Below are 25,231 nucleotides of genomic sequence, written 5' to 3' on the forward strand. Positions count from 1 at the left end.
TCATCCGATCTCCCTTCTGTCAAGGTCGGCTCGTCCAGGATACGGTGCGCTACCCTGCCCGACATGAACACCCGTTCTGGCGCTCTCGTCACCGACACGGGGCGGCGGAACGAGGCCGCGATCCTCAACGCCGCGATCCAGGCGTTCGGCTCGCAGGGCTTCAACGGCGCCTCGATGCGAGACGTCGCACGGGGCGCCGACACCAGCCTGTCGAACCTCTACAACTACTTCCCGTCGAAGTCGAAGCTGCTGGCCGAGGCTCTGCGGCACGCCAACGCCGAGCTGCGCGGTCGCGTCCTGGCCGCCGTCGAGCTCGCCGGGGACGACGCCCCGTCCCGCCCTCGCGCTGCTCGAGACGCCGCTCGCGCGATGAGTGCGCCCCGACGGGCCGCCGTCGGGAAGTCCGCAGATCCCCTTGCCCTCGTCGAGCCGGGGAGCTAGCTTCTGCGAACGATCGTTCGTACCGAGTGCCGGGCACCTCCCGGCACCAGCGCGGCCGCACCGCTGCGGCCTGGAGGTGGACTCCGATGGACCAGCACGCACCCCCCGAGAACATGGGCAGGCTCGCCGCCGCGGCGGTCTTCGCCACCGCGCTCGAGTGGTTCGACTTCCTCATCTACGCCACGGCCGCGGCCCTGGTGTTCGGCCACCAGTTCTTCCCGTCGGTCAGCCCGGTGGCAGGCACCCTCGCCTCGTTCGCCACGTTCGCCGTCGGCTTCGTCGCGCGGCCGCTCGGCGGCATCATCGCCGGACACGTCGGCGACCGCTTCGGACGCAAGCCCCCGCTGGTCGCCGCCATGCTGCTGATGGGCGTCGCCACCTTCGCCATCGGCGTCCTGCCCGGGTACGCGACCATCGGCGTGTGGGCCCCGATCCTGCTGGTGGTCGCCCGCCTGGTCCAGGGCCTGGGCGTCGGCGCCCAGTGGGGCGGGGCCGCACTCCTGCTCACCGAGCACGCTCCGATCCAGCGGCGCGGGTTCTACGGCTCGCTCGTGCAGACCGGGGCCATCGCGGGGGCGGTCGCGGGCAACCTCTTCTTCCTCCTGCTGACCACCATGCTGTCCGAGGAGCAGTTCGCCTCCTGGGGATGGCGCGTCCCCTTCCTCTCCGGGCTGGTCCTGGTCCTGATCGGCACCTACGTGCAGCTGAAGATCGAGGACACCCCGGTCTTCCGCGAGCTGCAGCAGCGCTCGGCGGAGTCCACGCGCGAGGCCGGGCTGCGCAAGGCCCCGCTGGTCCAGGCCGTCCGGCACTACTGGCGCCAGATCCTGCAGGCCGCGGGCGCGTTCTTCGTCGTCAACGCCACCTTCTACATCCTGATCAGCGGCATGCTCAACTACGCCACCACCCAGGTCGGGATGTCCCGCTCCGCGATCCTGTGGTGCGTCATGGGCGCGGGCCTGACCCAGGTCGTCTCGATGCCGTTCTTCGGCGCGCTGACCGACCGCATGGGGAGCCGCAAGAAGCTCTACCTCACCGGGACCGTGCTGATGGCGGTGTGGGCCTTCCCGATGTTCTGGCTGGTCGACACCGGTTCCGTGGTGCTGGTGTTCCTCGCCCTGCTGATCGGGTTCACGATCCACGCGACGATGTACGGGCCGCAGGCCACCCTGTACGCGGAGATGTTCCCGGCGGACGTCCGCTACTCCGGCGCCTCACTGGGCTACCAGTTCGCCTCGGTCTTCGCGGGCGGCCTGGCCCCGTTCATCATGACCGCGCTGCTCGCGGGCACCGGCGCGTCCTGGTCGGTCGCGCTGTACATCGTCGCCACGGCCGTCGTCACCTTCGCCGCGGTGGTGACCATCAAGGAGCGCTTCCGCCGCGACCTCTACGAGACCTCCGACGCCGACGTCGCGCGGCCCGTGGCCGCCGCGGAGTGACCGTCGGGTCCGGACCGCGGACCTGCCGACCGCTCACCGAGACGGCCGAGGCTGCCGCGGGAAGACGTCCGGGGTTCGCCGTCGGCGCGCCGTCTCGTCGGGCGACGGTCATCGAGAACGCCAGACCGGCGCCCGCTTCTCGGCCAGGGCCCGTACACCTTCGACTCGGTCCTCGGAGGTGTACGGGTTCGGGCCCGCGTCGAGCCGCAGTGCCGTTGCGATCGGTAGCTCCCATCCGCGCAGGTACATCGCCTTGTAGCGGAGCAGGGTGAGTGGTGCGTTGGCAGCCATCACGGCGGCCATCTCCTCGACGTGCGTCGTCACGGCGTCGTCGTCGACCAGCGCGTTGAGCAGTCCGACGTCCGCGGCGCGCTCGGCGGTGAACCGCGCGCCCGAGCACATGAGCTCGAACGCGAGGTGTCGCGGGATCAGCCGCGGCAGGAGCACCGATGCGAAGTTCGCGCCCATTCCGATTCGGGCCTCGGGCAGCCCGAAGGTCGCCGACCGCCCGGCCACCCGCATGTCACAGGCCAGGGCCAGCTCCAGCCCGCCCGCCAGCACGTACCCGCGCAGCGCAGCGATCGTCGGCTTCGGAATCTCGAGCACTGCCTCGAAGATGTTGCGCTGAACCCCTGTCATCGGCGTGGGCGGCGGCAGCCCGCCGTCGTCGTCGGCCCGCCGCATGTCCTTCAGGTCGGCGCCGACGCAGAAGGCACGGTGGCCCGTGCCACCGAGTACCACCACGCGGACGTCGGTGTCCCTGCCGACCCGGTCGACCACGTCGAGCAGGGCGACGCGCAGGTCCTCGCTGATCGCGTTGAGCCGATGGGGCCGGTTGAGGGTCACGTGTGCGACGTGGTCACGTACCTCCAACAGGACCGGGGCGTCGGCCGCGCTCATCCGCCGTCCTTCTCCGGGGTCACGAGCGCGCGCACGTCCGCTCCGTGCTCGTCCAGTCCGGGCGGTCTGCGCCCGACCGGCACTCGCCGCCCGTCGAACTCCAGTGGCAGGCTGAGACCCACCTGCCCGTCCGCAGGATCGCCCTGATCGACGAGCAGACCCAGTTCGTCGAGGAGCCCGTCACTCGCCATCGCGTCGACCCCGCGCACCACCGAGCACGGGATGCCGGACCGCGCCATCGCGGCCTCCCACTCGGCGGCCGGACGGGTGCGCAGCACCGACTCGATGACCGCCACCAGCTCCTCCCGGTGCCGTACCCGGTCCGCGTTGGTCGTGAAACGGGAGTCGTCGGCCAGCTCCGGGCGGCCCAGCTCGATGCAGAGCCTGCGCCAGATCCGATCGTTGCCCGCGGCCACCACCAGCGGCTCGTCGGCCGTCTCGAAGGCCTGGTAGGGCGCGATCCCGCCGGTGGCCGAGCCGGTCCGACGCGGTGTCGTGCCGTCCGCGAGGACACCGGCCAGCTGATTGGACTCCCAGGTGAGCGCGGTCTCGAAGAGCGACGTCGACACCTCGGCGCCGGCGCTGGTGCGCTCCCGCACCCGCAGCGCGTCGAGGATCCCGATGACCAGCCACATGGCGGAGCCCTTGTCCAGGATCGAGACCGGGATCCGGGCGACGGGCGAGCCGGGCGCACCGGTCATCGCCATCAGCCCGGTGTAGGCCTGCACCAGCGGGTCGTAGCCGAGCCGCGCCGCGGCTGAGCCGCGTGACCCGAATCCGGTCACGCGAGCGTAGATCAGGCCCGGATTGGTTGCCCGCATCGACTCGGCCGTGAAGCCCAGGCGGGCGAAAGCCCCCGGCCGCATGTTCTCGACCAGCACGTCCGCAGTGTCGATCAGGCCTCGGAGGACCTCGAGGTCGGCAGCGTCGTGCAGGTCGAGGGCGATGCTGCGCTTGCTGCGGTTCAGGGAGGAGAAGGTGACCCCGGTCCCGTCCGGCCAGAAGGGGGGGCCCCAGTCACGGGTGTCGTCGCCGCTGCCCGGCCGCTCGACCTTGATGACGTCTGCGCCCAGATCGCCCAGGATCTGGGTAGCGAACGGGCCCGCCACGTTGGTGGTCACGTCGACGACCCGAAGGCCGGCCATCGACCGGGGGGAGCCCTGCATCATGATCGCTCCGTCGACGTGAGCACGGGCCTCGCCGGGGACTGGATGGGCTCGTTCCACGGCCTGAGTGCCCCCTCGTAGACCTGCTCACCGAGTCGGAAGTGCTGCGCCTGCCGCTCGGTCTGGACCATGGGCATGTCCATGGCGAACAGGGCGTCACCCCGGGGGCGGGGACCGACTTTGGAGACGTGGCCCCACAGCGCGTGCCCGACGACCTCCTCGGCGACGTGCGCCGCCTCGATGAGCAGGGCCAGATCGACACCGGTGTCGATGCCGCGCTCGTGGAGCAGGTCCACGACGTCCTCGGTGGGAGCCATCCGAGTCATCTGTCCGTGTCCGGAATACGGGCAGCCGCCCATGCCTCCGATCGCCGTGTCCAGGACCAGCCTGTGCCGCGCGTCGAGGACCCGAACCGCCTCGTGGATCGACGCGAGCGCCGAGCCCCTGGCGTTGTGCAGGTGCAGGTGCACCGTGGTGACCTCGGGCCAGGTCTGGGTGATCTCAGTCAGCTGTTCACCGACCGTCCAGGGCGTGTTCCAACCCATGGGGTCACCCAGCCAGACCCGATCGACGGGGATGCCCGCGGCACTCCACACCCGACGCTGGCGTTCCAGCATCTCCATGCGCAGCCCAGCGGGTACGTCACCGGTCCAGTTCGAGCCCCACGCGGCGTTGACGCCGACCGTCGCGCGGGCGGCACCCGCCTCCACGGCGCGCTCGACGATCGACGGCCACAGCGCGATCTCCTGTTCCTGTGAGCGGTTGGTGTTGCGGCGCGCGAAGACGTCGCACAGGTGCACCATCGTCCGCCCGGCGATCGCGGGCTCGGCCAGCGGCGGCATGTGGGCGCGCATCCGCTCGCGCCCGCGTTCGTTGAGCGCGAGCCCGGTGTAGGTCACGCCGGGGTGCGGGGTCATGCGCCCCACCAACTCGTCGATCCAGGCCATCTGCGGGGTCCAGCGCGGGCTGACGAAGGAGCCGACCACGATCGTCCCCAACCCGGTCACCGACAAGGCGTCGAGCAGCCGGAGCTTGGCGTCGACCGAGATCGACTCGCTCTCGATCTGCATCCCCTCCCGCATGCCCTCCTCGATGATCTCGACAACGGGCAGCGTGTGGGCGGGCTCGCGCACCGTGCCGTTCGTCCCGCTCAGGACGCACGCCCAGCCGGGGCCATGCTGGCGTCGTTCTTCATCCGCCAGTACTCACCCGCGGCGATCGGCGCGAATTCCGGTGTCGCGCCGGCTGCCACGCAGGTCGGGATGGCTTCGATGACGGTGTCGTGGTTGGCGCTGTGGAAGAAGGGGACCGACAGCCTGCGGCTGCCGATGGTCTCGTCCCGAGACGGGTTCACCACCCGGTGCACCGTCGAGACCCAACGACCGTTGGTCCACCGGGCCATCGCATCCCCGATGTTGACGACGAACGCCCCGGGCACGCTGCCCACGGCGTGCCACACCCCCGCCCGGTCCCGTACCTCCAGCCCTCCTGGCGCGTCCTCCACCTTGAGGATGGTCAGCGTGCCGTAGTCGGTGTGCTCCGCGGCCCGGAGCTGACCCGGCTCCGGGTCCCGCTCCTGCTCGGGGTAGTGGTTGAAGCGCAGATTGCTCGGGCTGCGGTCGGTCTTGTCCGCGAAGTGCTGCTCGTCCAGGTCGAGGGCGAGAGCGAACACGCGCATGATCGTCGCCGCGAGACCCCTCATGGCGGCGTAGTACTCCTCGACCCGCCGCTGCAGTGTGGCCGGGGTCTGTGGCCAGCGGTTCGGCGCGAAGTGGATGTGGTCGTCGGCGGAGCCCGTGGGTTCGGCGAACGGACCCATGGGCCCGAACGTGAGTGCTTCGAGCAGGTCGGTGGTCGTCCCTGTGCCCATCGCGGCCGCGATGGACTGTTGACCCACGGTGAAGTAGCCGCGGCTCACTCCGGCGTGCGGACGCCTGACCGCCATCTTCTCCTCGAGCGGGAGGTCGAAGAACGCCTTGGCGTCGCTGTAAAGAGAGTCGATGAGCTGCTCGTCGACGCCGTGGCCTGCGACCAGGAAGAAGCCGATCTCCTCACACGCTGTACGGACACCGTCGACGATCTCCCCCCGCCGGGTCGGATCGGTGTCGAAGCCCGAGAGGTCGATGAGGGGGACGGGGCCGTGTGCAGCCACAGGTGTTCCTCCAGGAATGCGTTCCGGACAGGTATGCCCTCCGACCACGCCGTCGGTGGAATCGCCGAGTCAGTGCGAATACATGGTACGGTATACCGACTACCGAATTCAGGCAACCGGTTCCCGCCGCCAGTCGAGAGGATCGACCTGTGTCGTCGACGCCCTACCGGCACCATCCGCTTCCGCCCCTTCCCGAGCGCACCGTCTTCCGCGCACTCGAGGCGGCCGCGACGGCGGACCACGGCGTCCGCGTCCGCGACCGGGCCGAGAGCCTCTCCCCAGCCGGTCTGATCCAGGACGCCACCGCCCTGGCTCACGGCCTGCGAAGGTTGGGAATCGGGGTCGGCGAGCCGGTGGCCACCGTGCTCGACAACCATCTCGACCACGTCCGCCTGTGGTTCGCGCTCTCGCTGGGCGGGCACGTGTCGGTCCCCCTCAACACGGCGCTGCGCGGCGCCCAGGCCCAGTTCATGATCGCGGACTCCGGAGCCGAGGTACTGGTCTGCGAGGAGCGGATCCTGCCCGCACTCGCGGACGTCCTGGGTGCGCTTCCGCGGCTGCGCGCAGTGGTCGTTCGGTCGGCAGCGGGTGACACCCCGGAGGCGGTTCCCGGCCTGACGGTGCTCCCGTGGGAGGCGCTGTGCACGTCGGGCGGCGGCGCGTTCCCCCATGTGGGCCCGGAACACGTCCAGGCGGTGATGTACACGTCCGGGAGCACTGGACGCCCCAAGGGGGTCGTCGTGACCCAGGCTCAGACCTACACCCGGGCCGCGGTCGTCGACCAGCGGGTGGAGTCCGACCGGGCGGTCATGCTGAGCCCGCTCCCGCTGTTCCACGTCGCGGGTCAGTGCCGCGGTGTCCTCGGCCCGGTCGTGCAGGGCATCGACAGTGTGGTGCTGCCCCGGTTCAGCGTGCGCTCGTTCTGGGAGGACGTCCGGCACTTCGGGGCCACGTCCACTCTGCTGATGGGGACGATGGCCGGCTATCTGCTCTCGGTCCCCCCTCAGGAGACCGACCGGGACCACCCGCTGCAGCTCACCATCATGTCTCCGGTCACTGCGCGCAGCGTGGAGTTCGCGGACCGCTTCGGGACCCGCGTCGTAGCCAGCTACGGCACCACCGAAGTCGGGACGATCGCCTCCGGCGAGACGCGCACGCCGGGATCGTTGGGCTGGGTCCACCCGGAGTTCGAGGCGCGTGTCGCCGGTGCCGACGACCGTGAGGTCCCCGCTGGCACCGAGGGCGAGCTGCTCGTCCGCGGTCGCGAGCCGTGGACGACCACACCGGGCTATCACGACAACCCCGCCGCGACCGTCGAGCTGTGGCGCAACCAATGGCTGCACACGGGGGACCGGGTCCGCCGCGAGGCAGACGGCGAGCTCGTCTTCGTGGGCCGTTCCAAGGACGTCATCCGACGCTCCGGGGAGAACATCTCGCCGTCCGAGGTCGAGGAAGCCGTGCGGCGGGTTGCGGGCGTGCGCGACTGCGTCGCCCTGGGTGTCCCGTCGCTCGAGGGCGAGGAGGACGTCAAGATCGTGGTGATCGGCGAGCCGGGCCTGCACGCGGCCGGCCTGCATGCGGCACTCGTCGAGACCCTGCCCCGGTTCATGCAGCCCCGCTACATCGAGCTGGTGGAGGCATTCGCCCTCACCCCGACAGCCAAGATCGACAAACCCGCGATGCGCTCGATGGCGGAGCCGCAGGTGTGGCGGGCGCCGTGAAACGCCCACCCGCACCGGCGAGGTCGCAGAACCCGCCTCACCAGCGCTCCGCCAGCTCACCGGCCCGATCGACCCCTACCTGCTCCGGATCCGCGCCCCGGCCGAGCACCCACATCAGCTTGACCAGTGCCGCCTCGGCGGTCATGGCGCCGGCCCCGACCAGGCCCGGGACCACCTCAGGGGTGAGGTCGCCGGAGTAGGCGCCAAGCCGTTCGCCCCCCGCGGCGGCCTGACTCGACATCACGACCGCGCCTCCGCGAGCCCCCAGGTCGGCCAGGACCGGCACGAGGTCGGCGTGCACGTGGCCGGTGCCGGTACCCGCCAGGACGACCCCCGACAACGGTGCGAGCCACCCGGCCAACAGCGGCGCCGTGGTGGTCGGAGTCACCGTCACCAGCGCGACGTCCTCGGCGAACGCCGGGCTCGGCCGCGGGGGTGAGCCCCCCTTCGGTCGAGCGTGCGCGGAGAGCACGACCGACTCCCCGACCGCGCCGAGCGGGGCGAGCGCGGGGGAGGCGAAGGCGTTCAGCGCCGTGGAGTGGACCTTGCGTGCGCGGTTGCCACGCAGGATGGTCGCCGGGCCCCGCCGGTCGGCGTCCCCGGAGAACACGACGACCACTTCGCCCAGGTCCGCCGTCGCCGCGGTCCGCACCGCGTCCCGCAGGTTCGCCGCACCGTCGGAGTCGGGGTCCCCGCCCGGGCGCATGGAGCCGGTCAGCACGACGGGGACAGGCACCGGACCGAGCACGAACGACAACGCCGCCGCCGTGTAGTGCATGGTGTCGGTGCCGTGCACCAGCACCACCCCATCGGCCCCCGCCGCGATCTCCTCGACCACGGCGGCGGCCATCGCCAGCCAGTCCGTCGCGCGCATGTCCTTGCTGCCCTTCGCCGACACGGACCGCACGGACAGGGCGACGTCGAGCCGGTCGCCGGGCAGCAGCCGCGTGACGTCGAACCCGGGAACGGCCACTCCCAGGGCACCCGATGCGGTCGTCCTCGCAGTCTGCTGCGCGATGGTCCCGCCCGTGGTGAGGACCGACACGCCGGGCGCCCTCGTCAGGGCGTGCTCCGCAACGTCAGCACGGGCGAGGTCAGCCGGCTCGACCCGGAGGCCTCCACCAGCACGGTGCTGGCACAGGCGATCAGCACGGGATCGTCCACCAGGGTCTGGATGAGGATCGGGGTGCCCTCGAGCAGCACGTCTCGGCGGTCCCTGACCAGGTCCAGGGTGAAGTTGGTCAGGCCCATCGAGCCGCCGACGCGGCGGTAGTAGTCCTCCCCCTTCACCTCTCGGTAGGCGCCGCTGGCGGCGGCGAAGACCTCACCGGCGGTGACGCCGGCGCGGATCGCGGCGCGAGCCCGCTCGTGCATCTCGATGACGAGGGCGTGCGCGTCCCGGACCGCGCCGGGCACGTCCTCGCCGACGTGCACACTGGCCTGGCCGCCGGTGCGGTAGTGCCGGTGCACGCCCATGATCTCGACGGTCGCGAGGTCGCCCTCGACGAAGCGCTGGGTCACCGCCGTGTCGTGCATCCGCCCGCCCTCGGGGCCCGACCACACCGCGACCAACGACTTGTCGAAGTCGGTCTGGCCCGCCCGATACATCGCGTCGTGCGCGGCGGCCACTGCCTCGTAGGCGTGGTCACCCCGCCGCACCGCGTCCAGACCGGCGGCCAGTCCCACCTCGGTGATCACCGACGCCTGGCGCATGGCCTCGATCTCGACCGGCGAGGAGACCGAGGCCACCCGTTCGACGAGGCCGGACAGGTCGACGTACCCGACACCCGGCAGGACACGACGCATACCCTGGTCCTGCCGCAGCCGCAGGAAGCGCTCCTCGACCCCGAGTCGGGTGATGTCGACACCGGCCAGGATCTCCGGCAACATCGCGAACGGGTCCTCGTGATCGGCGAACAGCACCGGGGTCGCCCACTGTGCTGTGACCGTCTGGCGCTCGAGGGAGCGCGCGAAGATCACCGGGTGCCTGCCGGGCACGATGATCGCGGCGTGCAGCTCGCAGGTGCGGGCAGCGATGTGGGCGGCCCGGTAGCCGGTGACGTAGAAGATGTTCTCCGGGCGCGTCACCACCAGCGCGGACGCGCCCGCCCGGTCCAGCTCGGCCACCAGCGCGTCGTAGCGGCGCTGGTACTCGTCGGCCGGGAACGACAGTCCGAGGACATCGGTTCGGGTGGCCAGGACCTCGGTCATGCCTGCACCTTCTCGGTCTCGGCGGCACGCTTGGGGTGCTCGTACTGGTGGACGTAGTCGACACCCTCGAACGGGATCGCGGACGCGGTGGCGACGAACTCCTCGAGCGCAGCCGCGTAGGCGTCCTCCGCCCGGTAGTCGAAGGGATCGCCGAGTTGCTGCTCGTCCCTACCGCCGCGAGGCAGCGGGTTCGCCACGTAGTACTCGACGGTGCGGCGGACCGCCTCGCGGTAGGGCACGACGTCCCGGTAGCCGAGCTGCCGCGTCATCTTGCCGACGTCGAGCAGCTTGTGCGTGGTGCGCGGTGGACGCCCCTCGCGGGAGAAGCTGAGGTCGCGCCCGACCCCCCAGAACGACGCGGGACCGGTGGCCTCCCGCGGGAGGTTGAGCAGCTCGACCTCGGTGCCCATGGCCGCGGCGATGTCGCGGACCCGGGCGGCGTCGGTGGGCGTCTGCTCGTCGGCGACGTTGTAGATCTGCCCCGCCGACTCGGTCGGCAGGTCGACGGCCAGCAACACCGCGTGGGCGGCGTTCTCGACGAACGCCTTGCTCTCGAGGGTGAGGCCGCCGTCGGCCACCGGGATGCGGGTGCGGCCGTCGAGGATGCGACGCACGACGCTCCACTCGCGCGGGGCCAGCTGGCGGGGGCCCCACAGGTTCGGGTAACGGAAGTGCGACAGGGAGAACCAGGAGGCCTCGTGCGCATCGAGCAGCGTGCGCTCGGTCGCGACGATCTTGTCGACGATCTTGTTGCGGTAGCGGGGTGCGGTCTCGTCCGCGGGCCGCCCGTCGAGGTCGGCGAAGGCGGTGCCGCCGACGGTGATGAGTCGCTCGGTGCGCCCGCGCAGGATCTCCGGCATGACCCGCAGCCGCCCGTAGGTGGCGAGGACGAGATCGAAGGAGCGGTCACCCACCCCCGCGGCCAGGGTGTCCGCGAAGTGCGGGTCCGCCTTCACCAACTCGACGTCGTCCAGCTCCGGCAGCGGGTGGCTGCCCCGATTGAGCATGGCGACCCGGTAGCCACGGGCCTCGAGGCCACGAATCAGGAGCGGACCGGTGGGGCCCGTCCCGCCGATGACGAGTGCTGTCCTGGTCACGATGATCCGCTCTCCTCAGTGGGTGGTTCGGGGTGCCGGTCCAGGTCGACGCTCCACGTCGACGCGTCCTCGGCGGTGGCGATCGTGCGCAGCCTGCGGGCCGCGCGGATCGCGCGCTCGGTGCCGAGCAGGTGCTCGGTACACGACCGGAACTTGGCCTCGATCTCGTGGTCGTCCAGCGGGTTCTGCGCATGGCCGCGTGGGACGTCGACGCGGGTCTGGTCGACGCGCCCGTCCCGGTGCTCCACCCGGACGACCGCGTACCCGTCCTGCCACTCCGCCGCACCGAGCGGCGGGGTCGGCGACTCCGACCACCGCACTCGGCGGGCGAGCTCGCGCACGCCGGGACGCGCCACGGCCGCGTCGGTGAAGTCGGCCAGGGTGAGCTCGCGCTGCAGCATCGCGGCCGCGATCACGTAGGGCCCGCTGAACTTGCCCTCGAGGCCGGTGTGGGGATCGTCGTACTTGAGTGCCGACAACGAGCCAGGAGGCACCGTGACCTCGATCCACGCGACGTCGTCGGGAACCGGGACGGGCAGCTCCAGTACCGCGTCGACAGCTCGATGCGCGAAGTAGCAGCACGGGTAACGCTTCACGTTCAGGCCACGCCGGCCCGTCAGCACGGAGGGGCCCGCAAGGGCGCCCAGTGCGCCTTCGACATCCCCGGCCCCGAGGACGTGCAGCATCCCGAGCGGACCGCCGAGCGCCGCGCCCTCCGACGTCACGCCCGCGGCGCCGAGCAGGCACGCCCGCACCGCGCCCTCGGCGGCGATCCCGGCGTGGAGCACCTTGGTGTCGGTGCCGAAGTTCTGCCGTAGGCCTCCCGCGAACGAAGCGGCGACGCCCAGCGCATGACCGACCTGGGCAGCGCTCAACCGGAGGAGCCTGGCCACGCCGGCCGTTGCGGCGACGACGCCGACGGTCGAGGTCGCGTGCCAGCCGCGCGCGTAGTGGTCCGGCCCGAACCCGCTCCACACCGCCGCGCCGACGTCCAGGCCCACGCCGTACGCGTCGACGAGATCGCGGCCGGTCGGGGCCGTCCGGTCGGCCACGGCCAGGAGCGCGGGGACCAGCACGGTGCTGGGGTGTCCCTTGACCGAATGGCACACGTCGTCGAAGTCGAGCGCGTGCGCCGCGGCGCCGTTGAGGAGGGCGGCGTGGTCGGGGGCCGTCCGCCCCCGTACGCCCACCACGAAGGCGGGGCCGGGCGGCGGGGTGAGTGCCTCCCGGAGCCCGACGGGCGCAGGCTCGTGGGCGCCGGCGAGCATGACCGCCACCGTGTCCGCGACGGCCCGGCCCACCAGCGCCGCCCCAGCCTCGTCGACGCCCGGGCCGGCGACGGTCCGCTCGATCAGCGCCGCGGTCAGTCGGCTTGCCGCCGAAGGCCCTGGCATCAGTAGGACCGCGGCATGCCGAGCGTCGCCGTCGCCACGTAGTTGAGCACCATGTTGTTGCTCACCGGGGCCACCAGCGACAGCCGAGCCTCGCGGAACTTGCGCTCGATGCCGTACTCCTCGGTCATCCCCCAGCCGCCGAAGGTGGTCATGGCCGCGTTCGCCGCGGCCCACTGGGCCCGCGAGGCGAGGAACTTCGCCGCGTTGGCCTCGTAGGCGGGTTGCTCACCGCGCTCGAACCGCTCGATGGCGCGCCACCGCATGGCGCTGGCGGCGCTGAGCTCGATGTGTGCCTCGGCGATCGGGAACTGGATGCCCTGGTTCTGGCCGATGGGGCGGCCGAAGACCACCCGCTGCTTGGCGTACTCGGCGGCCCGGTCGACGAACCAGAAACCGCCGCCGAGCTGGCCCGAGGTCGTCAGAATCCGTTCGGCGTTGAGGCCGCTGAGGATGTAGCGGAAGCCCTTGCCCTCCTCACCGACGAGGTTTGCGGCGGGGACGACCAGATCATCGAAGAACAGCGCGGTGGTCTCGTGGTTGACCATGGTCCGTACCGGCGTGGCCTTGATGGCGTCCCCGGCCTCACGGACGTCCACGAGGAAGGTGCTGATCCCCGCGGTCTTGTTCGCGGGGTCGTACGGCGCGGTCCGCGCCAGCAGGAGCATCAGGTCGGTGTGGAAGAAGCGGGAGATGAACATCTTGGAGCCGTTGATGACGTAGTGATCCCCGTCGCGGACGGCCCGCGTGGCGATGCGGGTCGTGTCCGACCCGGCATCGGCCTCAGTGACGCCGAAGGACTGCAGGCGCAGCTCCCCAGCTGCGATCCCGGGGAGGTAGCGCTCCTTCTGCTCCGCGGAACCGTGCCGCAGCACGGTGCCCATCGTGTACATCTGAGCATGGGCGGCGTACGCGCTCCCGCCGGTGCGGTTGATGGTTTCGAGGATCACCGAGGCGGCGCTGATCCCCATCCCGCCGCCTCCGTACTCCTCGGGGACCAGCACCGACAGCCAGCCGCCCTCGGTGAGCGCGTCGACGAACTCCTCCGGGTACTGCAGGTTCCGGTCCTTGTCCTGCCAGTAGCTCAGCGGGAACTTCTCGCACAGCGCGAACACCGCGGACTGGATGTCCTTGAGGTCGCCCTCGAGGGGCTCGGTCGTCAGCATGGGTGGGGCGGGACCTTTCGGGAGGACGGGCCGGCGGGACGGACGGACGGCCGCCCGTCAGTCGATCGTGATCCAGGTGGTCTTCAGCTCGGTGTAGTTGTCCAAGGCGTGCAGCGACTTGTCGCGGCCGAGTCCGGACTGTCGGAACCCGCCGAACGGCACCACGATGTCGGCCTCGTTGATGGTGTTGACGTACACCGTGCCCGCGCGGAGCCTGCCGCTGATGCGGTGCGCCGCGGCGACGTCCTTGGTCCAGACCGCGGCGGCGAGGCCGTACTCGGAGTCGTTGGCCTGTGCCACGGCCTCCTCCGGGTCGTCGAACGGGATGATCACGACGACGGGGGCGAAGATCTCCTCGCGCGCGACCCTCATCGACGCCGTGGCGTCGACCAGGATCGTCGGCTCGGCGAAAGCACCACCGCTGTCGGGGAGGGCCCTGGCACCGCCCAGGGCCACCCGGGCGCCCTCCTCGACGCCGAGCCGCACGTAGTAGTCGTAGCGGTCGAGCTGAGCCTGGTCGACCAGGGCGCCGAGGCCCGTCGCCGGATCGAGCGGGTTGCCCGGCGTGAACTCGGCAGCCGTCGCCTCGGCCAGCGCCGCGGAGAACTCCTCGACGATCTCGCGCTGCACGAAGATCCGCGTCCCCGCGTTGCACATCTCGCCCTGGTTGAAGAACGCGCCGCGGGCCGACAGGACGGCCGCCCGCCGGAGGTCGGGCACGTCGGCGAGGACGATCGAGGGCGACTTGCCACCGCACTCGAGCGAGACGGCCTTCATGTTGCTCTGGCCCGAGTACTCGAGAAGCTTCTTCCCGACCGCGGTCGACCCGGTGAACGCGATCTTGTCGACGTCGGGGTGCAGTGCCAGCTGCGCACCGGCGCCGGGCCCGTCGCCGGGAACCACGTTGAACACTCCCGCCGGGATGCCTGCCGCGGCGGCGAGCCGCCCCAGAGCGAGCACGGCCAGCGGCGCGCGCTCCGACGGTTTGATGATCACCGAGTTGCCTGCGGCGAGAGCCGGCGCATACTTCCACGCCGAGAGCATGAGCGGATAGTTCCAGGGCACGATCGCCCCGACGACGCCGATGGGCTCCCGGGTGACGGTGACCAGTGTCCCTGCGCGGGTGGGCGCCACCTCCCCACTCACCTTGTCGCAGCTCTCCGCATAGTAGGTCAGGCAGCCCGCGGCAGCACCGACCTCGATACGGGCCTGGGTGATCGGCTTGCCGACGTCCACGGAGAGCAGCAGCGCCAGCTCGTCGGTGTGCGCCGTCAGCTGCTGGGCGAACGCGAGCAGGGTCGCCTTGCGTGCCTTCGGGTCCAAGCCTGCCCAGCGCCCGTCGTCGAACGAGGCCCGGGCGACCGCGACCGCGCGGTCGACGTCCGACGCCCCCTCCCGCACCGTGGCGATCGGCTCGCCGGTCAGGGGAGTGGTGACCGCGCGGTCGACCCCTTCGGAGGGCTCCTGGTAGGCGCCGTCGATGAAGGGCCTCGTCTCGGGCTGCGGCAGGGAGACGCCCGCCCCGGCGAGGAGGTCGGCGAGGGTGGGGGCGACGGCGGTCGTCATGGTTCTCCAGGTGTGGGGCTCGGGACGGGACGGGATCAGCTCTGCTGCGACCGTTGGATCCGGACCTGCCAGGACAGGCGGTTCTCCAGCCAGCCCAGGAGGTAGAACGAGACCGTCGCCAGGAACACGAAGACGAAGATCACCGCGAACAGGGCGGCCGTGTCCTGGGTCGAGTTGTAGAGCACGAGCAGGTAGCCCAGGCCGCGGCCGGACGCGATCCACTCGCCGACGATCACGCCGATGAACGCGACCGTCAGGGCGAGCCGGAGCCCGGCGAAGAGGTACGGGACCGCCTCGGGTAGCCGGATGTGCCGGTACACGGCCCAGCGGGAGGCATTGACCGACTTCATCAGGTCGAGCCTGCCCTTGCTCACCGACTCCAGGCCCGCGGCGGTGTTGATGAACACCGGGAAGAACACCAGCAGCGCCACGATGATGACCTTGGGGAGCAGACCGATCCCGAACCACAGCGTGAACAGGGGCGCCAGGGCGATCTTCGGAGTCGTCTGGGTGGCGATCACGACGGGGTAGACGACGGCCTTCAGGAGGGGCACGCCCGCTATCAGCATGGCCAGGCCCACCCCGACGACGACGCCCACGCCGAACCCTTCCCCGGTCGCCACCAGCGTCGGCTGCAGGTTGCGCAGCAGGGCGTCCCGCTTGATGTAGACCTGCGCGAAGACGTCCGTGGGCGCCGGGAGGATGAACTGCGGGACGTGGGCCACCCGGACCACGAGCTCCCACAGCACGAACAGCGAGACGATCACCAGGACCGACACCCACATCGGTGCTCCGGACGCCGTCGTGCGTCTGCGCCGGGGGGTGGCCCGAGCGGCGGGTGCCGTCGCTGCGGGCGCGGTCGCCACCTCGGTCACGAGGCTTCCCCCTCACCGGTGAGCGCACCGTGCAGACGGGCCACGACCTCGGCCATCTCGCTGCTGAACCGGTACTCGGTCGTCCGCAGACGGGGAGCGTCGATGCGCACGTCGGCGACAAGCCGACCCGGTCGGCCGGACAGGACGACGACCCGGTCGGACAGGAACGCGGCTTCGCTGAGGCTGTGCGTCACGAACACCACGGTCTTGCGGTGCTCGGACCAGATCCGTTGCAGCTCCATGTTGAGCTTCTCGCGCGTGATCTCGTCCAAGGCACCGAACGGCTCGTCCATCAGCAACAGCGCAGGGTCGAGGAGCAGCGCCCGCCCGATTGCCGCCCGCTGCTGCATGCCGCCGGAGAGCTCGTGGGGGTAGCGGTGGAGGAAGTCCTGCAGACCGAGCGTCTCGGCCATGGCCTCGGTCTGCTCGCGCGGCACGGTCTTGCCGGAGAGCTTGGCCAGCAGCACGAGATTGTCGGCGATGGACTTCCACGGCAGCAGCTCGGCACTCTGGAAGACCTGCCCGATGCGTTGCCGCTCACGCAGCTGACGCGGCGAGAAGCCGTCGATCTCCACGGAGCCGGCGGTCGGCGCGAGCAGGTCACCCATGATCTTGAGCAGCGTGGTCTTGCCGCAGCCGGAGGGCCCCACGAGACTCACGAACTCGCCCTCGGCGATGTCGAGGTCGAGATCGGTCAGGGCGATCACCTCGCCACCGTCCGCCCCCTGATACACCAGACCCGTACGGCGGCACGAGACGAACGCTCGGGGCTCGGCCGTTGGCTCCGCAACGCCGTTCGGGCTCGGCACCGTCTGGCTCGCGCTCACGGCGCCAGACTCCAGGCGCCGCTGGGCAGCAGGTCGTTGGTGAAGACCGCGTCCACCTGTGGGGTGGAGGCGAGCATGCCGCCACCGGCGAGGATGTTGATGAGTCCAGACCACAGCTGGGGGGACATCTGGCCCCAGCCCGGAGCCAGCGACGGGTCGTCGCGCGTCAGATAGGGCTTGGTGATCCCGATGGCCTCCTTGAGGAAGCCGTTGGAGGTGTCGACATCCGGGTACTGCGCGCCGAACATCGCCACGGCCGCGTCGACGTCCTCGTACGCCTTCTCATATCCCTCGGCGGTCGCGGCGAGCAGTGCCGTGAGCTGGTCGCGGATCTCCGGGACGTGCTCCGCGCGGGTGAAGAGGACCGGCCCGATGATCGGGTTCTGGGCGGAGTCGAAGGAGATGAAGTCGACGTCCGTTCCCGCACGCTCGAGTAGCGGGACCTGGTAATTCGCCAGACCGGTGCAGGCATCGGACTCGCCACCCTGCATGACGGTGCACTTCGATTGGGGCTCGACGTACACCATGTCGGGTGTGCTACCCCCGTCGAGGGCCTGCAGCAGAATCGGCTCCGGGCTGGCGAGCGCGCTGCTGACCTTCTTGCCGCCCACGTCGGCCAGGGTCTTGATGTCTGATCCCGCGGGGGTGATCAGCCCGGCGTAGTTGCGCGGGACGACGTTCGCGATCGCCACCAGCGGAAGCCCCTGGCTGACTCCGACCAGGAACGAGTCCGCGCTGGCGAATCCGACGTCGACCTGGCCGGAACCGACCGATTTCACGACGTCCGCCGAACCGGAGAGGTTGGAGAACTGGACATCAAGCCCGGCGTCGCGATACAGCCCGCTCTGGTTGGCGACCAGCATCCCCGTCCACTCACTGGACGGGGCCGGCGCGAAGTTGAGGGCCACGCTCAGCGGAGTCGTGCCGCTGTCGGCCGAGGGCGCGCTGGTGGAGCAGGCACTGAGCATGAGGCTCACGCCACAGGCGATCGCAGCCGCGACTGCGATCGGTCCAGGACGTCTACGCACGGTGGACTCCGTTCCTCGGTGGGGACCAATGCGGCCTCCTGCAGTCATACAATATTCGGTATACAGAGATGACAAGAGGTTGCGGGTTACATCCGTGCAAAGTGTTGCCGGCTCCGACGACCGTGGCTGTGGCTGTGGCTGCGAGTCCAGGTCCTCATCCGAGCACCATCAGAGTCACCGTCGAGATGGCCACGACGGAAGCGCTCACCTCGGCCCCCCGGCGGACCGCCGACTCGAACACCATCGTCGACCGACCGAGGTGCCGCGGGACGGCCTCCGCCCACAACACGTCTCCAACGCGACCTGCACGGACGACGTTCGTCGACATCGTGAGGGTGACGAAGCGGGCCTCGCTGGGCAGCGCCGTCCTGGCCGCCCAGCCCGCGGTCGCGTCGGCCAGCGCAACGACCAGACCACCCTGACAGACCCCGGCCTGGTTCAGGTGGCGCTGCCCCACTTCGAGTGACGCCTGCGCGCGGCCCCGGCCCACGCACTCCAGCCGCATGGCCATGACATCGAGGAAACACCCGTCGGGCACAGTCTTGCGCAACTCGGCCGACGCAGGCAGGTAGGTGTCGGGGCCCGCCGAGGCGACATAGTCGCGGAACGACACGGCAAGCGGCTCGGTAGTCATGTATGTCAGTATACGGAAGTCGATGTGCGAAACGATGGTGTACCGTCGCATCATGACTCTCGCCCGGGACGCCGACCCGACGCCGAGGATCCACCGCCAGGTGTCGCTCGGTCAGCAGGTTGCGTCAGCTCTTCGGCGAGACATCATCCGCGGCGTGATCCCTCCCGGGACGGTGCTCGCACAGTCCGGGCTCTGCGAGATGTACGACGTGAGTCGCATCCCGGTTCGCGATGCCCTCCTCACCCTCGCGAACGACGGGCTGGTGACCCGTAACCGGCGGAACCAGATGATCGTCGCCGAGGTGACGACCCAGGACCTCATCGACACCTTCCGTGCCGAGGCCTTCCTGAGTGGCCTCGCCGCCCGCCGGGCCGCCGAGCTCGGCACCGAGGCGGACCACGACCATCTCCAGAGCGTGATCGACGAGTCGCTCGGACTGGACCCGGTCTCGGACAAGCACGCGCTGTCCGACCTCAGCTGGCGGTTCCACCGGCGGGCCAACCAGATGGCGCGTTCCCCCCGTCTCACGGCGACCCTGCGAGCGGTGTCGATACCCCTGATGCGGGACTTCGTCGGCGACGTCCCGCACTGGTGGGACCCCAACCAGGACGAACACATCCAGATCCTCGCGGCGCTGCGGGCTCGGGACGCGGACCGGGCCGAGGTCCTGACCGTGGCACACTTCGAGCACATCGGCCAGGCACTCATCGGCTTCCTGCGGGGCCCCTCGGACCGACCCGAGCCTCGGACGGTCCGAGGAGCCGCTCCGCCGCAGTAGACCGAGCCCCCGTCCCTCAGGACGGGGGCCGCAGGATCTGCCAGGCCCGCGCGGCGACGTGCAGGTTCAGCCTGCTCTCGACGTCCCGCAGGTCGCGGCCGCTCAGCTCACGGATCCGCTGCAGGCGGTAGCGCAGGGTGCTGCGGTGGATCGTCAGGGCGCGCGCGGTCGCGTCGTAGTTGCCGCCACACTCGTAGTACTGCCAGAGCGTGGTGACGAGTGCGGAGCGGTTCGCGGCGTCGTAGTCGATGAGCGGGCCGAGCCACTCCCGGACGAAGCCGCGCACCTCGTCGTCCCCCGCGCCCGCCGCGAGGAGCCGGTAGATGCCCAACTCCTCGAACGTGGTGACGCCACCGGTCGTCGCCGACGCCAACCGGACCTCCAGCGCACGCTCGCCCTCGACGAGGGACTGCGGCAGCTCCGACGGCAGCGCGCGCGGCCGGCCCACCCCGATCGACCCGTTCGGCGACCGCAGCAGGGACGCGGCGGCGCGGTGCAGCTCGCCCCATGGCATCCCTCCGCCCGTGTCCGGCTGGGGGACGACCAGCACCACGGCACCCCCGCGCCGGGCCGTGAGCGGCTCCGCCCCCAGGACCCGCGTCGCCGCCGTGCCCAACGCCGCGACGATCTCCTCGTCCTGCGCCACGTCCGCCCAGCGGGCGACGAGCACCTGATGGGGCGGGTGCAGGTCGTGCCCGAGCGCCAGGGACCGCGCCCGCGCGCTGACGTCGTCGGTCCCGGTGATGAGGTCCTCGCCGAGATCCCGGCGCAGGCGCAGCTCGGTCTCGGCGAGCCCGCGCTGGTGGGCCAGCTCGGTCGCGAGCACGAGGGCCCCGTGCTCCAAGGCGAACAGCTCGCGGTCGCCCGCACGACGGCCCGGGTCCACGAGGCTGAGCACGCCGAGCACCTCGTCACGGGGCTGGGCGACGGCCAGCACCCGGTCGCGGCTGCGCACGGCCCGCCCGCTCCGCCGGATCGCGGACAACAGCTCCGCCCGCGCACCCCGACGCGGGCGGGGGTAGGGGTGCGGGCGGTCCGGTCCGGCCCAGGCCACGAGGTTGCCGAACGGGTCCTCCACCGCGACCGCCATGCCGGTCAGCCGGTGGACCCCGGCGGCGATCCCCGCCGGACCGGTCCCGGAGGCCGCGACCCGCATGAGGGACTGGTGGATCCGGTCGCGCCACTCCAGGTCGGTCACGGCCGCGGCGAGCTGCTCGTTGGTGCCTTCGAGGCGGGTGTTGAGCGCGCTCAGCGCGGTGGACGCGTCCCGCTCCCGGCGGTGCAGACCGGCGCTGACCAGCGCCGCACCCGTCAGCTGGGCCAGCGTTGACAGCAGGGACCGCTTGTCGGCGGACGGTTCGGCACCCGCCGACACCACGAGGTACCCGGCGTGGCTGCCGACCGCCCGCATCGGGAAGGCCCACGACCACCGCCGGTCGTCCACGGTTACGGACCCGCCCGCGCCGGCGAGCGCCCGCAGTCGGGCGCTCAGCTCGTCGTCGCCGTCGGGGGTCTCGCGACGCGCGAGGTGGGCGCCCTCCGCCCGGAAGGGCCCCAGCGTGGCCACCGAGCTGAGCGCCAGCCGCAGGATCTCCGCCTCGTCGGCGCTGTCGAACATGATCATCACGAGGGCGAACATGTCGGAGATGCTCGACAGCTGAGCCCGCAGCGCGCCCAGCTCCTGCCGATCGTCCATTGCGGAGCCCCCCGCCCGTCCCTCGGGTGAGGCTACTGCGTTCCCGGCGCGCCGGAGCCGGGAAGACCGCGGCGCCCACCCGGCCCGGCAGGCCCAATCCCGCCCCCGAGGTCCGACCCGGCGGGCGGAGGCGACGGCCGCCCGGGCCCCCGACGCTGACGGGCACGGAGATCGCGAACCACCGGTCGGACGAACCCGAGGAGAGAACCATGTCGGTCGCAAAGGGGCTGTGGGTGACGCTGGAGGCGCAGCCGGGCAAGGAGGCGGACGTCGAGGAGTTCCTCAACGTCGGTCGCTCGCTGGTCGACGAGGAGCCGGCCACCATGCCCTGGTTCGCCGTCAAGCTCGGACCGACGACGTACGCGATCGTCGACTTCTTCCCGGACGACGCGGGCCGCACCGCCCACCTGCAGGGCAGGGTCGGCCAGGCGCTCGGGGAGCGGGCCGACGAGCTGTTCGCGAAGGCCCCGGACATCGTGCAGCTCGACGTCCTGGCGGCGAAGCTGCCGTGACCCGCGTCAGGCCAGCGGCTCAGAGGCCGGCGCGGCGGTGTTCGAGGAAGCGGCGTTCCGGGCCGGTGGTCGCCAGCGCCAGGGCCCGGTCGTAGGCCGCCCGCGCGCCGTCCCGGTCGCCGAGGCGGCGCAGCAGCTCGGCGCGGGTGGAGTGCAGGTAGCGGTAGTCCCCGAGCTCGAGCCCGTCGACGATCGCGAGCGCGGCGGCCGGTCCGCCGGTCTCGGCCACGGCGACGGCCCTGTTCAGCGCGACGACGGCCGAGCCGGTCGCCGCCAGCAACGCGTCGTAGAGGCGGCGGACCTCGACCCAGTCGACCGGGTCCTCGGTCTGCAGCTCGGCGATCGCGGCCTGCAGGGTGTAGGGGTCGCGTGCGCCGCGGGCGATCGCCCGATCGAGTAGCGCGCGACCGGCCGCCAGCTGCGCGGAGTCCCACCGGTCGCGGTCCTGCTCGGCCAGCGGGACGAGCATCCCGTTCCTCATCCGGGCTGCTCGCCGCGAGTCGTGCAGCAGCATCAGGGCGTGCAGCGCCGTGACGCGCGGCTGGGCCGGGAGGAGCCCGTCGAGGAGCGCGACGAGCCGGATCGCCTCGGCGGCGAGATCGGCCCGGCCGTCGCCCCATCCCTGGTTGAAGATCAGATAGAGGACGGCGAGGACGGTGTCGAGCCGCTCGGGCAGCAGCGCCTCGTCCGGCACCCGGAAGGGGATGCCGGCGTCGCGGATCTTGGTGCGGGCCCGGGTGAGGCGCCGCTTCATGGTGTCCTCGCTGACGAGGAACGCCCGCGCGATCTCCGCGGTGGTCAGGCCGCCCACCGCGCGCAGGGTGAGCGCCACGCGCGCCTCCGGGGCCAGCGCCGGGTGGCAGCAGAGGAACACCAGCTCCAGCCGGTCGTCGATGTCCGACACGTCCTCCGCCTCCGGCGGTGGTGGCTCGAGCGCCCGCAGCTTCTCCGTGTGTCGCCGCTCGCGGCGCAGCAGGTCGACGGCGCCGTTCCGGGCGGTGGTGATCAGCCACGCGCGCGGCACGTCGGGGACGCCGTCGACGGGCCACCGCCGGGCGGCCGCCGCGAACGCCTCCTGGGCGGCGTCCTCGGCGACGTGCAGGTCGCCGCAGAACCCGACGAGTGCGGCGACGACGCGCGACCACTCCGCACGGAAGGTCTCCTCGACCCGGTCCGGGACGCTTCCCGTCACAGCTCGACGAGCGGCCGGATCTCGACCGATCCGCCGAGTCGGACGGCAGGCATCCGGGCCGCCAGCTCGAGTGCGGAGTCCAGGTCGGGCGCCTCGACCAGGAAGAACCCGCCGAACACCTCCTTGGTGTCGGCGAACGGACCGTCGGTGAGCAGGCCCCCGGCGCGCAGCGTGGTCGCCGTGGACGCCGGCCGCAGCCGCTCCCCGGAGAGCACCCGCTCGTCCCGGCGGATCGCCACGTACTCGGCGGTGATCGCGGCCAGCTGCGCGTCGTCGAGGCCGGCGTAGGCGTCGGGGAGCTCGTTGATCAGAAGTGCGTAGCGCATCAGGCGTCCTTCCGCTCGTAGGTCTGACGCAGCACGCCCGCCCCGGCGTCCTCGCTCGACACCAGCCTCCGGTCGAGTGGGGCGCTCGCGGCGTCGAAGATCCGACGACCCTTGCCCAGGACGATCGGGAACACGAGGAGCCGGAACTCGTCGACGAGGTCCTGGGCGATCAGCTGGTCGACGAGGCTACCGCTGCCGGTGACCAGGACGTCCTGACGGCGGACCCGCTCGCGCACCGTCGCGGCGAGCTCGCCGGTGAGCAGGGACGAGTGCGCCCAGCGGGCGAGGTCGGGGCGGCCCCGCGACGCGACGAGCTTGTCCATGGCGCTGAGGCTGCGGGAGAAGTCGTCGTCACGGGTGGCGAACAGGCCGGCGAACAGCTCCCACGTGGTGCGGCCGAACAGGTTCACCCCGGTGTCGAGGACGCTCCCGAGCCCGAACTTGTCGCCCGAGACCGGACCGGGGCCGTAGCGGAACGCCCAGCCGCCGTGTGCGGAGCCCGCGGATCCGTCGGGGTCCTCGGTGACGCCGTCGAGCGAGACGAACTGGGCGACGATGACCTTGTGCATGATGCCTCCAGGTGAGTCGGTCATCGGGGGACGACCGGCGAACGTCCCGAGGGACCGACCCGAATGTGATCTGCATCACTTCTTGCCGAGCGGGTCGAGATGGCGGCGCACCACGGCCCGGGCCGTCTCCGGCGACAACGCGGCGGGGTGCAGCGTCCCGGCGAACCCCAGGCCGTCGACCAGCGAGGCGAGCCGCTCCGCCTCGACCGCGACCCACTCCTCCGGCACCCGGCTCTCGACGATCCGGCGAGCCAGCTGTCGGACGCCCGCGTGCAGCAGCTCCGCGGTCGCCCGGTAGGCGGGGGTGGTCCGGGCGGCGAGGGCGAACTCGAGCCAGACCGCCGTCTCCCGAGTGCTCACCGCGTCCCACGGCAGCAGCTCGGCGATCATCCGCTCCGCGACGACCGCTCGGTCCGTCCCCGCGTCGAGTGCCGCCCGGTGCACGTCGAGGCGCGCGGTGACCCGGGAGATGACCTCCGCGGCGGCGGCCACGAGCATCTGCTCGACCGAGTCGAAGCAGTGCCGCACCGAGCCGGCTTGGCGGTGGTGGTCGCCCTCGCGTGCGTGGCGATCCGGAGGCGCTCCCGCCGCTGAGGCCGCGTCCGGCGCGGGTCAGTCGGGCGGCAGGGGGACGAACGGGGCGTGGGTGACCCGGCCCTTCTCGACGGTCAACGCCGACCCCGCAGGCACCTCGTGCCACAGCCCGGGCAACGCGACGAGCGGCTCGGAGACGACGGCGCGCGCCTCCGGACCGAAGTGGGCGAACCGCTCCTCCACGGGGTACAGCTGCCGCAGCGACTCCATGTCCGCGCTGTAGTAGAGCGAGTTGACCACCGGGCCGGTGGCGTAGCGCGCGGCGTACAGACGCTCCCCGTCGGTGACCCCCACCGTCATCTGCAGCGGCTCGGCCACACCCGCCGCGGCACCCAGCGCCTCCACGAACCCCGCCATCCGCGCGAGCCCGCCGAGCGGGTCCTCCTCCAGCCCGAACGTGAGAGCCAGGTGGAACATCAGCTCCGAGTCCGTGGTCCCGCGGATCTCCGGGAACAGGTCCGGGCGGACCGCCAGCATCATGTCCCGGCGCAGCCGGTCGTACTCCGCGACGTAGCCGTTGTGCACGAACAGCCAGCGCCCGTGGGCGAAGGGATGGCAGTTGGTCTCCTGCACCGGTGTCCCGGTCGCCGCGCGGACGTGCGCGAGGAACAGCGGCGACGAGATCTCCGACGCCAGCGTGTGCAGATTGCGGTCCCCCCAGGCCGGCGTGGCGCTGTGGAACACCGCCGGGACCTCACGACGGCCGTACCAGCCCAACCCGAACCCGTCCCCGTTCGGGACCGACATGGCCGGCGCGTGCCGCCTGCTCTGCTCGATCAGCGAGCGCTCCGGGTCGTACAGCAGCTCGCGCGGTTCGATCGGGCTTCCGACGTACCCCAACCAGCGACACATACCCGCTCCTCACACAGAATCCCCCGGATCGAGCATGGTGATCGGGCCGGGACGGCGATAGGACCAGGGGCACCAACATTCACCCGGGCCTCGGGTCT

The 25,231-nt window shown here is 71.5% G+C and carries 25 protein-coding genes; 5 read left to right on the forward strand and 20 right to left on the reverse strand.

The features are described from left to right. The first annotated feature begins 63 nt into the window (after nucleotides 1-63). Complete coding sequence (locus BLS43_RS16160) at nucleotides 64-441, forward strand: TetR/AcrR family transcriptional regulator (RefSeq protein ID WP_093085191.1); 378 nt, start codon at nucleotides 64-66, stop codon at nucleotides 439-441. 86 nt (nucleotides 442-527) lie between these two features. Next, a complete protein-coding gene (locus tag BLS43_RS16165) occupies nucleotides 528-1,880 on the forward strand; it encodes an MFS transporter (RefSeq protein WP_093085194.1) in 1,353 nt (450 codons plus the stop codon). A 108-nt stretch (nucleotides 1,881-1,988) separates the two neighbouring features. Here the strand turns inward: BLS43_RS16165 and BLS43_RS16170 are convergent, their stop codons facing one another. From BLS43_RS16170 to BLS43_RS16185, 4 genes are read right to left on the reverse strand one after another with little or no spacing between them, the layout of a single operon-like run. Beyond that, nucleotides 1,989-2,780: an enoyl-CoA hydratase/isomerase family protein gene (locus BLS43_RS16170; RefSeq protein ID WP_093085201.1), complete on the reverse strand. Its 792-nt coding sequence runs from the start codon at nucleotides 2,778-2,780 to the stop codon at nucleotides 1,989-1,991. Further along, entirely contained in the window at nucleotides 2,777-3,949 is a 1,173-nt protein-coding gene (locus tag BLS43_RS16175) for a CaiB/BaiF CoA transferase family protein (protein WP_093085203.1), read from the reverse strand. Before BLS43_RS16175 ends, BLS43_RS16170 begins: the two co-directional genes overlap by 4 nt. Continuing rightward, the gene (locus BLS43_RS16180) at nucleotides 3,946-5,079 is read right to left on the reverse strand and encodes a beta/alpha barrel domain-containing protein (protein ID WP_245707532.1); all 1,134 of its coding nucleotides are present in this window, start codon (nucleotides 5,077-5,079) and stop codon (nucleotides 3,946-3,948) included. The genes BLS43_RS16175 and BLS43_RS16180 overlap by 4 nt, the downstream gene beginning before the upstream one ends. Nucleotides 5,080-5,096: 17 nt before the next feature. Beyond that, nucleotides 5,097-6,098, reverse strand: a complete 1,002-nt coding sequence (locus tag BLS43_RS16185) for an isopenicillin N synthase family dioxygenase (RefSeq protein WP_176921354.1) — start codon at nucleotides 6,096-6,098, stop codon at nucleotides 5,097-5,099. 149 nt (nucleotides 6,099-6,247) lie between these two features. Between BLS43_RS16185 and BLS43_RS16190 the strand changes: the two genes are divergently transcribed. Beyond that, nucleotides 6,248-7,819: an AMP-binding protein gene (locus BLS43_RS16190; RefSeq protein ID WP_176921355.1), complete on the forward strand. Its 1,572-nt coding sequence runs from the start codon at nucleotides 6,248-6,250 to the stop codon at nucleotides 7,817-7,819. 37 nt (nucleotides 7,820-7,856) lie between these two features. Here BLS43_RS16190 and BLS43_RS16195 read toward each other — a convergent pair whose 3' ends face one another. The 10 genes from BLS43_RS16195 to BLS43_RS16240 all read right to left on the reverse strand — a co-directional run bounded on the left by BLS43_RS16195 (nucleotide 7,857) and on the right by BLS43_RS16240 (nucleotide 18,614). Then, nucleotides 7,857-8,864, reverse strand: coding sequence for an asparaginase (locus BLS43_RS16195; RefSeq protein ID WP_093085212.1), 1,008 nt, complete (start codon nucleotides 8,862-8,864; stop codon nucleotides 7,857-7,859). 14 nt (nucleotides 8,865-8,878) lie between these two features. Further along, entirely contained in the window at nucleotides 8,879-10,030 is a 1,152-nt protein-coding gene (locus tag BLS43_RS16200; RefSeq protein WP_093085215.1) for a M24 family metallopeptidase, read from the reverse strand. Then, nucleotides 10,027-11,127, reverse strand: a complete 1,101-nt coding sequence (locus BLS43_RS16205; protein WP_093085218.1) for a hypothetical protein — start codon at nucleotides 11,125-11,127, stop codon at nucleotides 10,027-10,029. The genes BLS43_RS16200 and BLS43_RS16205 overlap by 4 nt, the downstream gene beginning before the upstream one ends. Next, on the reverse strand, nucleotides 11,124-12,521 hold the full coding sequence (locus tag BLS43_RS16210) for an MmgE/PrpD family protein (protein ID WP_093085220.1): 1,398 nt from the start codon (nucleotides 12,519-12,521) through the stop codon (nucleotides 11,124-11,126). The genes BLS43_RS16205 and BLS43_RS16210 overlap by 4 nt, the downstream gene beginning before the upstream one ends. After that, nucleotides 12,521-13,684 (reverse strand): acyl-CoA dehydrogenase family protein, encoded by a 1,164-nt coding sequence (locus BLS43_RS16215; RefSeq protein WP_093085223.1) that lies wholly within the window; start codon nucleotides 13,682-13,684, stop codon nucleotides 12,521-12,523. The genes BLS43_RS16210 and BLS43_RS16215 overlap by 1 nt, the downstream gene beginning before the upstream one ends. Before the next feature lie 57 nt (nucleotides 13,685-13,741). After that, nucleotides 13,742-15,250, reverse strand: coding sequence for an aldehyde dehydrogenase family protein (locus tag BLS43_RS16220; RefSeq protein WP_093085226.1), 1,509 nt, complete (start codon nucleotides 15,248-15,250; stop codon nucleotides 13,742-13,744). A 35-nt stretch (nucleotides 15,251-15,285) separates the two neighbouring features. Beyond that, nucleotides 15,286-16,035 (reverse strand): ABC transporter permease, encoded by a 750-nt coding sequence (locus tag BLS43_RS16225; RefSeq protein ID WP_093085228.1) that lies wholly within the window; start codon nucleotides 16,033-16,035, stop codon nucleotides 15,286-15,288. 86 nt (nucleotides 16,036-16,121) lie between these two features. Further along, the gene (locus tag BLS43_RS16230) at nucleotides 16,122-16,952 is read right to left on the reverse strand and encodes an ABC transporter ATP-binding protein (RefSeq protein WP_218129857.1); all 831 of its coding nucleotides are present in this window, start codon (nucleotides 16,950-16,952) and stop codon (nucleotides 16,122-16,124) included. After that, on the reverse strand, nucleotides 16,949-17,920 hold the full coding sequence (locus BLS43_RS16235) for an ABC transporter substrate-binding protein (protein WP_245707543.1): 972 nt from the start codon (nucleotides 17,918-17,920) through the stop codon (nucleotides 16,949-16,951). Before BLS43_RS16235 ends, BLS43_RS16230 begins: the two co-directional genes overlap by 4 nt. A gap of 214 nt (nucleotides 17,921-18,134) precedes the next feature. Beyond that, nucleotides 18,135-18,614 carry a PaaI family thioesterase gene (locus BLS43_RS16240; protein ID WP_176921357.1) on the reverse strand — a complete coding sequence of 160 codons (480 nt, stop codon included), beginning with the start codon at nucleotides 18,612-18,614 and terminating at the stop codon, nucleotides 18,135-18,137. 52 nt (nucleotides 18,615-18,666) lie between these two features. Between BLS43_RS16240 and BLS43_RS16245 the strand changes: the two genes are divergently transcribed. Then, nucleotides 18,667-19,392 (forward strand): GntR family transcriptional regulator, encoded by a 726-nt coding sequence (locus tag BLS43_RS16245; RefSeq protein ID WP_176921358.1) that lies wholly within the window; start codon nucleotides 18,667-18,669, stop codon nucleotides 19,390-19,392. 16 nt (nucleotides 19,393-19,408) lie between these two features. On the opposite strand, the gene BLS43_RS16250 is transcribed toward BLS43_RS16245, so the two are convergent. Beyond that, nucleotides 19,409-21,088, reverse strand: coding sequence for a PucR family transcriptional regulator (locus BLS43_RS16250; RefSeq protein ID WP_093085239.1), 1,680 nt, complete (start codon nucleotides 21,086-21,088; stop codon nucleotides 19,409-19,411). A 209-nt stretch (nucleotides 21,089-21,297) separates the two neighbouring features. Between BLS43_RS16250 and BLS43_RS16255 the strand changes: the two genes are divergently transcribed. Next, nucleotides 21,298-21,600, forward strand: coding sequence for a putative quinol monooxygenase (locus BLS43_RS16255; protein WP_093085242.1), 303 nt, complete (start codon nucleotides 21,298-21,300; stop codon nucleotides 21,598-21,600). Nucleotides 21,601-21,619: 19 nt separating this feature from the next. Here BLS43_RS16255 and BLS43_RS16260 read toward each other — a convergent pair whose 3' ends face one another. The 5 genes from BLS43_RS16260 to BLS43_RS16280 all read right to left on the reverse strand — a co-directional run bounded on the left by BLS43_RS16260 (nucleotide 21,620) and on the right by BLS43_RS16280 (nucleotide 25,133). Further along, a complete protein-coding gene (locus BLS43_RS16260) occupies nucleotides 21,620-22,792 on the reverse strand; it encodes an RNA polymerase sigma factor (protein WP_093085245.1) in 1,173 nt (390 codons plus the stop codon). Beyond that, nucleotides 22,789-23,118: a YciI family protein gene (locus BLS43_RS16265; protein ID WP_093085248.1), complete on the reverse strand. Its 330-nt coding sequence runs from the start codon at nucleotides 23,116-23,118 to the stop codon at nucleotides 22,789-22,791. Before BLS43_RS16265 ends, BLS43_RS16260 begins: the two co-directional genes overlap by 4 nt. After that, nucleotides 23,118-23,687 carry a dihydrofolate reductase family protein gene (locus tag BLS43_RS16270; protein WP_093085251.1) on the reverse strand — a complete coding sequence of 190 codons (570 nt, stop codon included), beginning with the start codon at nucleotides 23,685-23,687 and terminating at the stop codon, nucleotides 23,118-23,120. The genes BLS43_RS16265 and BLS43_RS16270 overlap by 1 nt, the downstream gene beginning before the upstream one ends. 75 nt (nucleotides 23,688-23,762) lie before the next feature. After that, on the reverse strand, nucleotides 23,763-24,215 hold the full coding sequence (locus BLS43_RS16275; RefSeq protein WP_093085254.1) for a TetR family transcriptional regulator C-terminal domain-containing protein: 453 nt from the start codon (nucleotides 24,213-24,215) through the stop codon (nucleotides 23,763-23,765). Nucleotides 24,216-24,299: 84 nt separating this feature from the next. Then, nucleotides 24,300-25,133, reverse strand: coding sequence for a class II glutamine amidotransferase (locus tag BLS43_RS16280; RefSeq protein WP_093085257.1), 834 nt, complete (start codon nucleotides 25,131-25,133; stop codon nucleotides 24,300-24,302). Nucleotides 25,134-25,231 lie beyond the last annotated feature (98 nt).

This window comes from Pseudonocardia oroxyli, from assembly GCF_900102195.1.
Lineage (GTDB): Bacteria > Actinomycetota > Actinomycetes > Mycobacteriales > Pseudonocardiaceae > Pseudonocardia > Pseudonocardia oroxyli.

What these genes read in the sequence shown, in the direction of transcription:
- BLS43_RS16235 (WP_245707543.1), bottom strand. Translation starts at nt 17,920, where the DNA reads ATGCTCAGTGCCTGCTCCACCAGCGCGCCCTCGGCCGACAGCGGCACG.
- BLS43_RS16165 (WP_093085194.1), top strand. Translation starts at nt 528, where the DNA reads ATGGACCAGCACGCACCCCCCGAGAACATGGGCAGGCTCGCCGCCGCG.
- BLS43_RS16160 (WP_093085191.1), top strand. Translation starts at nt 64, where the DNA reads ATGAACACCCGTTCTGGCGCTCTCGTCACCGACACGGGGCGGCGGAAC.
- BLS43_RS16210 (WP_093085220.1), bottom strand. Translation starts at nt 12,521, where the DNA reads ATGCCAGGGCCTTCGGCGGCAAGCCGACTGACCGCGGCGCTGATCGAG.
- BLS43_RS16280 (WP_093085257.1), bottom strand. Translation starts at nt 25,133, where the DNA reads ATGTGTCGCTGGTTGGGGTACGTCGGAAGCCCGATCGAACCGCGCGAG.
- BLS43_RS16215 (WP_093085223.1), bottom strand. Translation starts at nt 13,684, where the DNA reads ATGCTGACGACCGAGCCCCTCGAGGGCGACCTCAAGGACATCCAGTCC.
- BLS43_RS16250 (WP_093085239.1), bottom strand. Translation starts at nt 21,088, where the DNA reads ATGGACGATCGGCAGGAGCTGGGCGCGCTGCGGGCTCAGCTGTCGAGC.
- BLS43_RS16175 (WP_093085203.1), bottom strand. Translation starts at nt 3,949, where the DNA reads ATGATGCAGGGCTCCCCCCGGTCGATGGCCGGCCTTCGGGTCGTCGAC.
- BLS43_RS16240 (WP_176921357.1), bottom strand. Translation starts at nt 18,614, where the DNA reads ATGACTACCGAGCCGCTTGCCGTGTCGTTCCGCGACTATGTCGCCTCG.
- BLS43_RS16255 (WP_093085242.1), top strand. Translation starts at nt 21,298, where the DNA reads ATGTCGGTCGCAAAGGGGCTGTGGGTGACGCTGGAGGCGCAGCCGGGC.
- BLS43_RS16265 (WP_093085248.1), bottom strand. Translation starts at nt 23,118, where the DNA reads ATGCGCTACGCACTTCTGATCAACGAGCTCCCCGACGCCTACGCCGGC.
- BLS43_RS16200 (WP_093085215.1), bottom strand. Translation starts at nt 10,030, where the DNA reads ATGACCGAGGTCCTGGCCACCCGAACCGATGTCCTCGGACTGTCGTTC.
- BLS43_RS16220 (WP_093085226.1), bottom strand. Translation starts at nt 15,250, where the DNA reads ATGACGACCGCCGTCGCCCCCACCCTCGCCGACCTCCTCGCCGGGGCG.
- BLS43_RS16225 (WP_093085228.1), bottom strand. Translation starts at nt 16,035, where the DNA reads ATGTGGGTGTCGGTCCTGGTGATCGTCTCGCTGTTCGTGCTGTGGGAG.
- BLS43_RS16270 (WP_093085251.1), bottom strand. Translation starts at nt 23,687, where the DNA reads ATGCACAAGGTCATCGTCGCCCAGTTCGTCTCGCTCGACGGCGTCACC.
- BLS43_RS16170 (WP_093085201.1), bottom strand. Translation starts at nt 2,780, where the DNA reads ATGAGCGCGGCCGACGCCCCGGTCCTGTTGGAGGTACGTGACCACGTC.
- BLS43_RS16245 (WP_176921358.1), top strand. Translation starts at nt 18,667, where the DNA reads ATGACTCTCGCCCGGGACGCCGACCCGACGCCGAGGATCCACCGCCAG.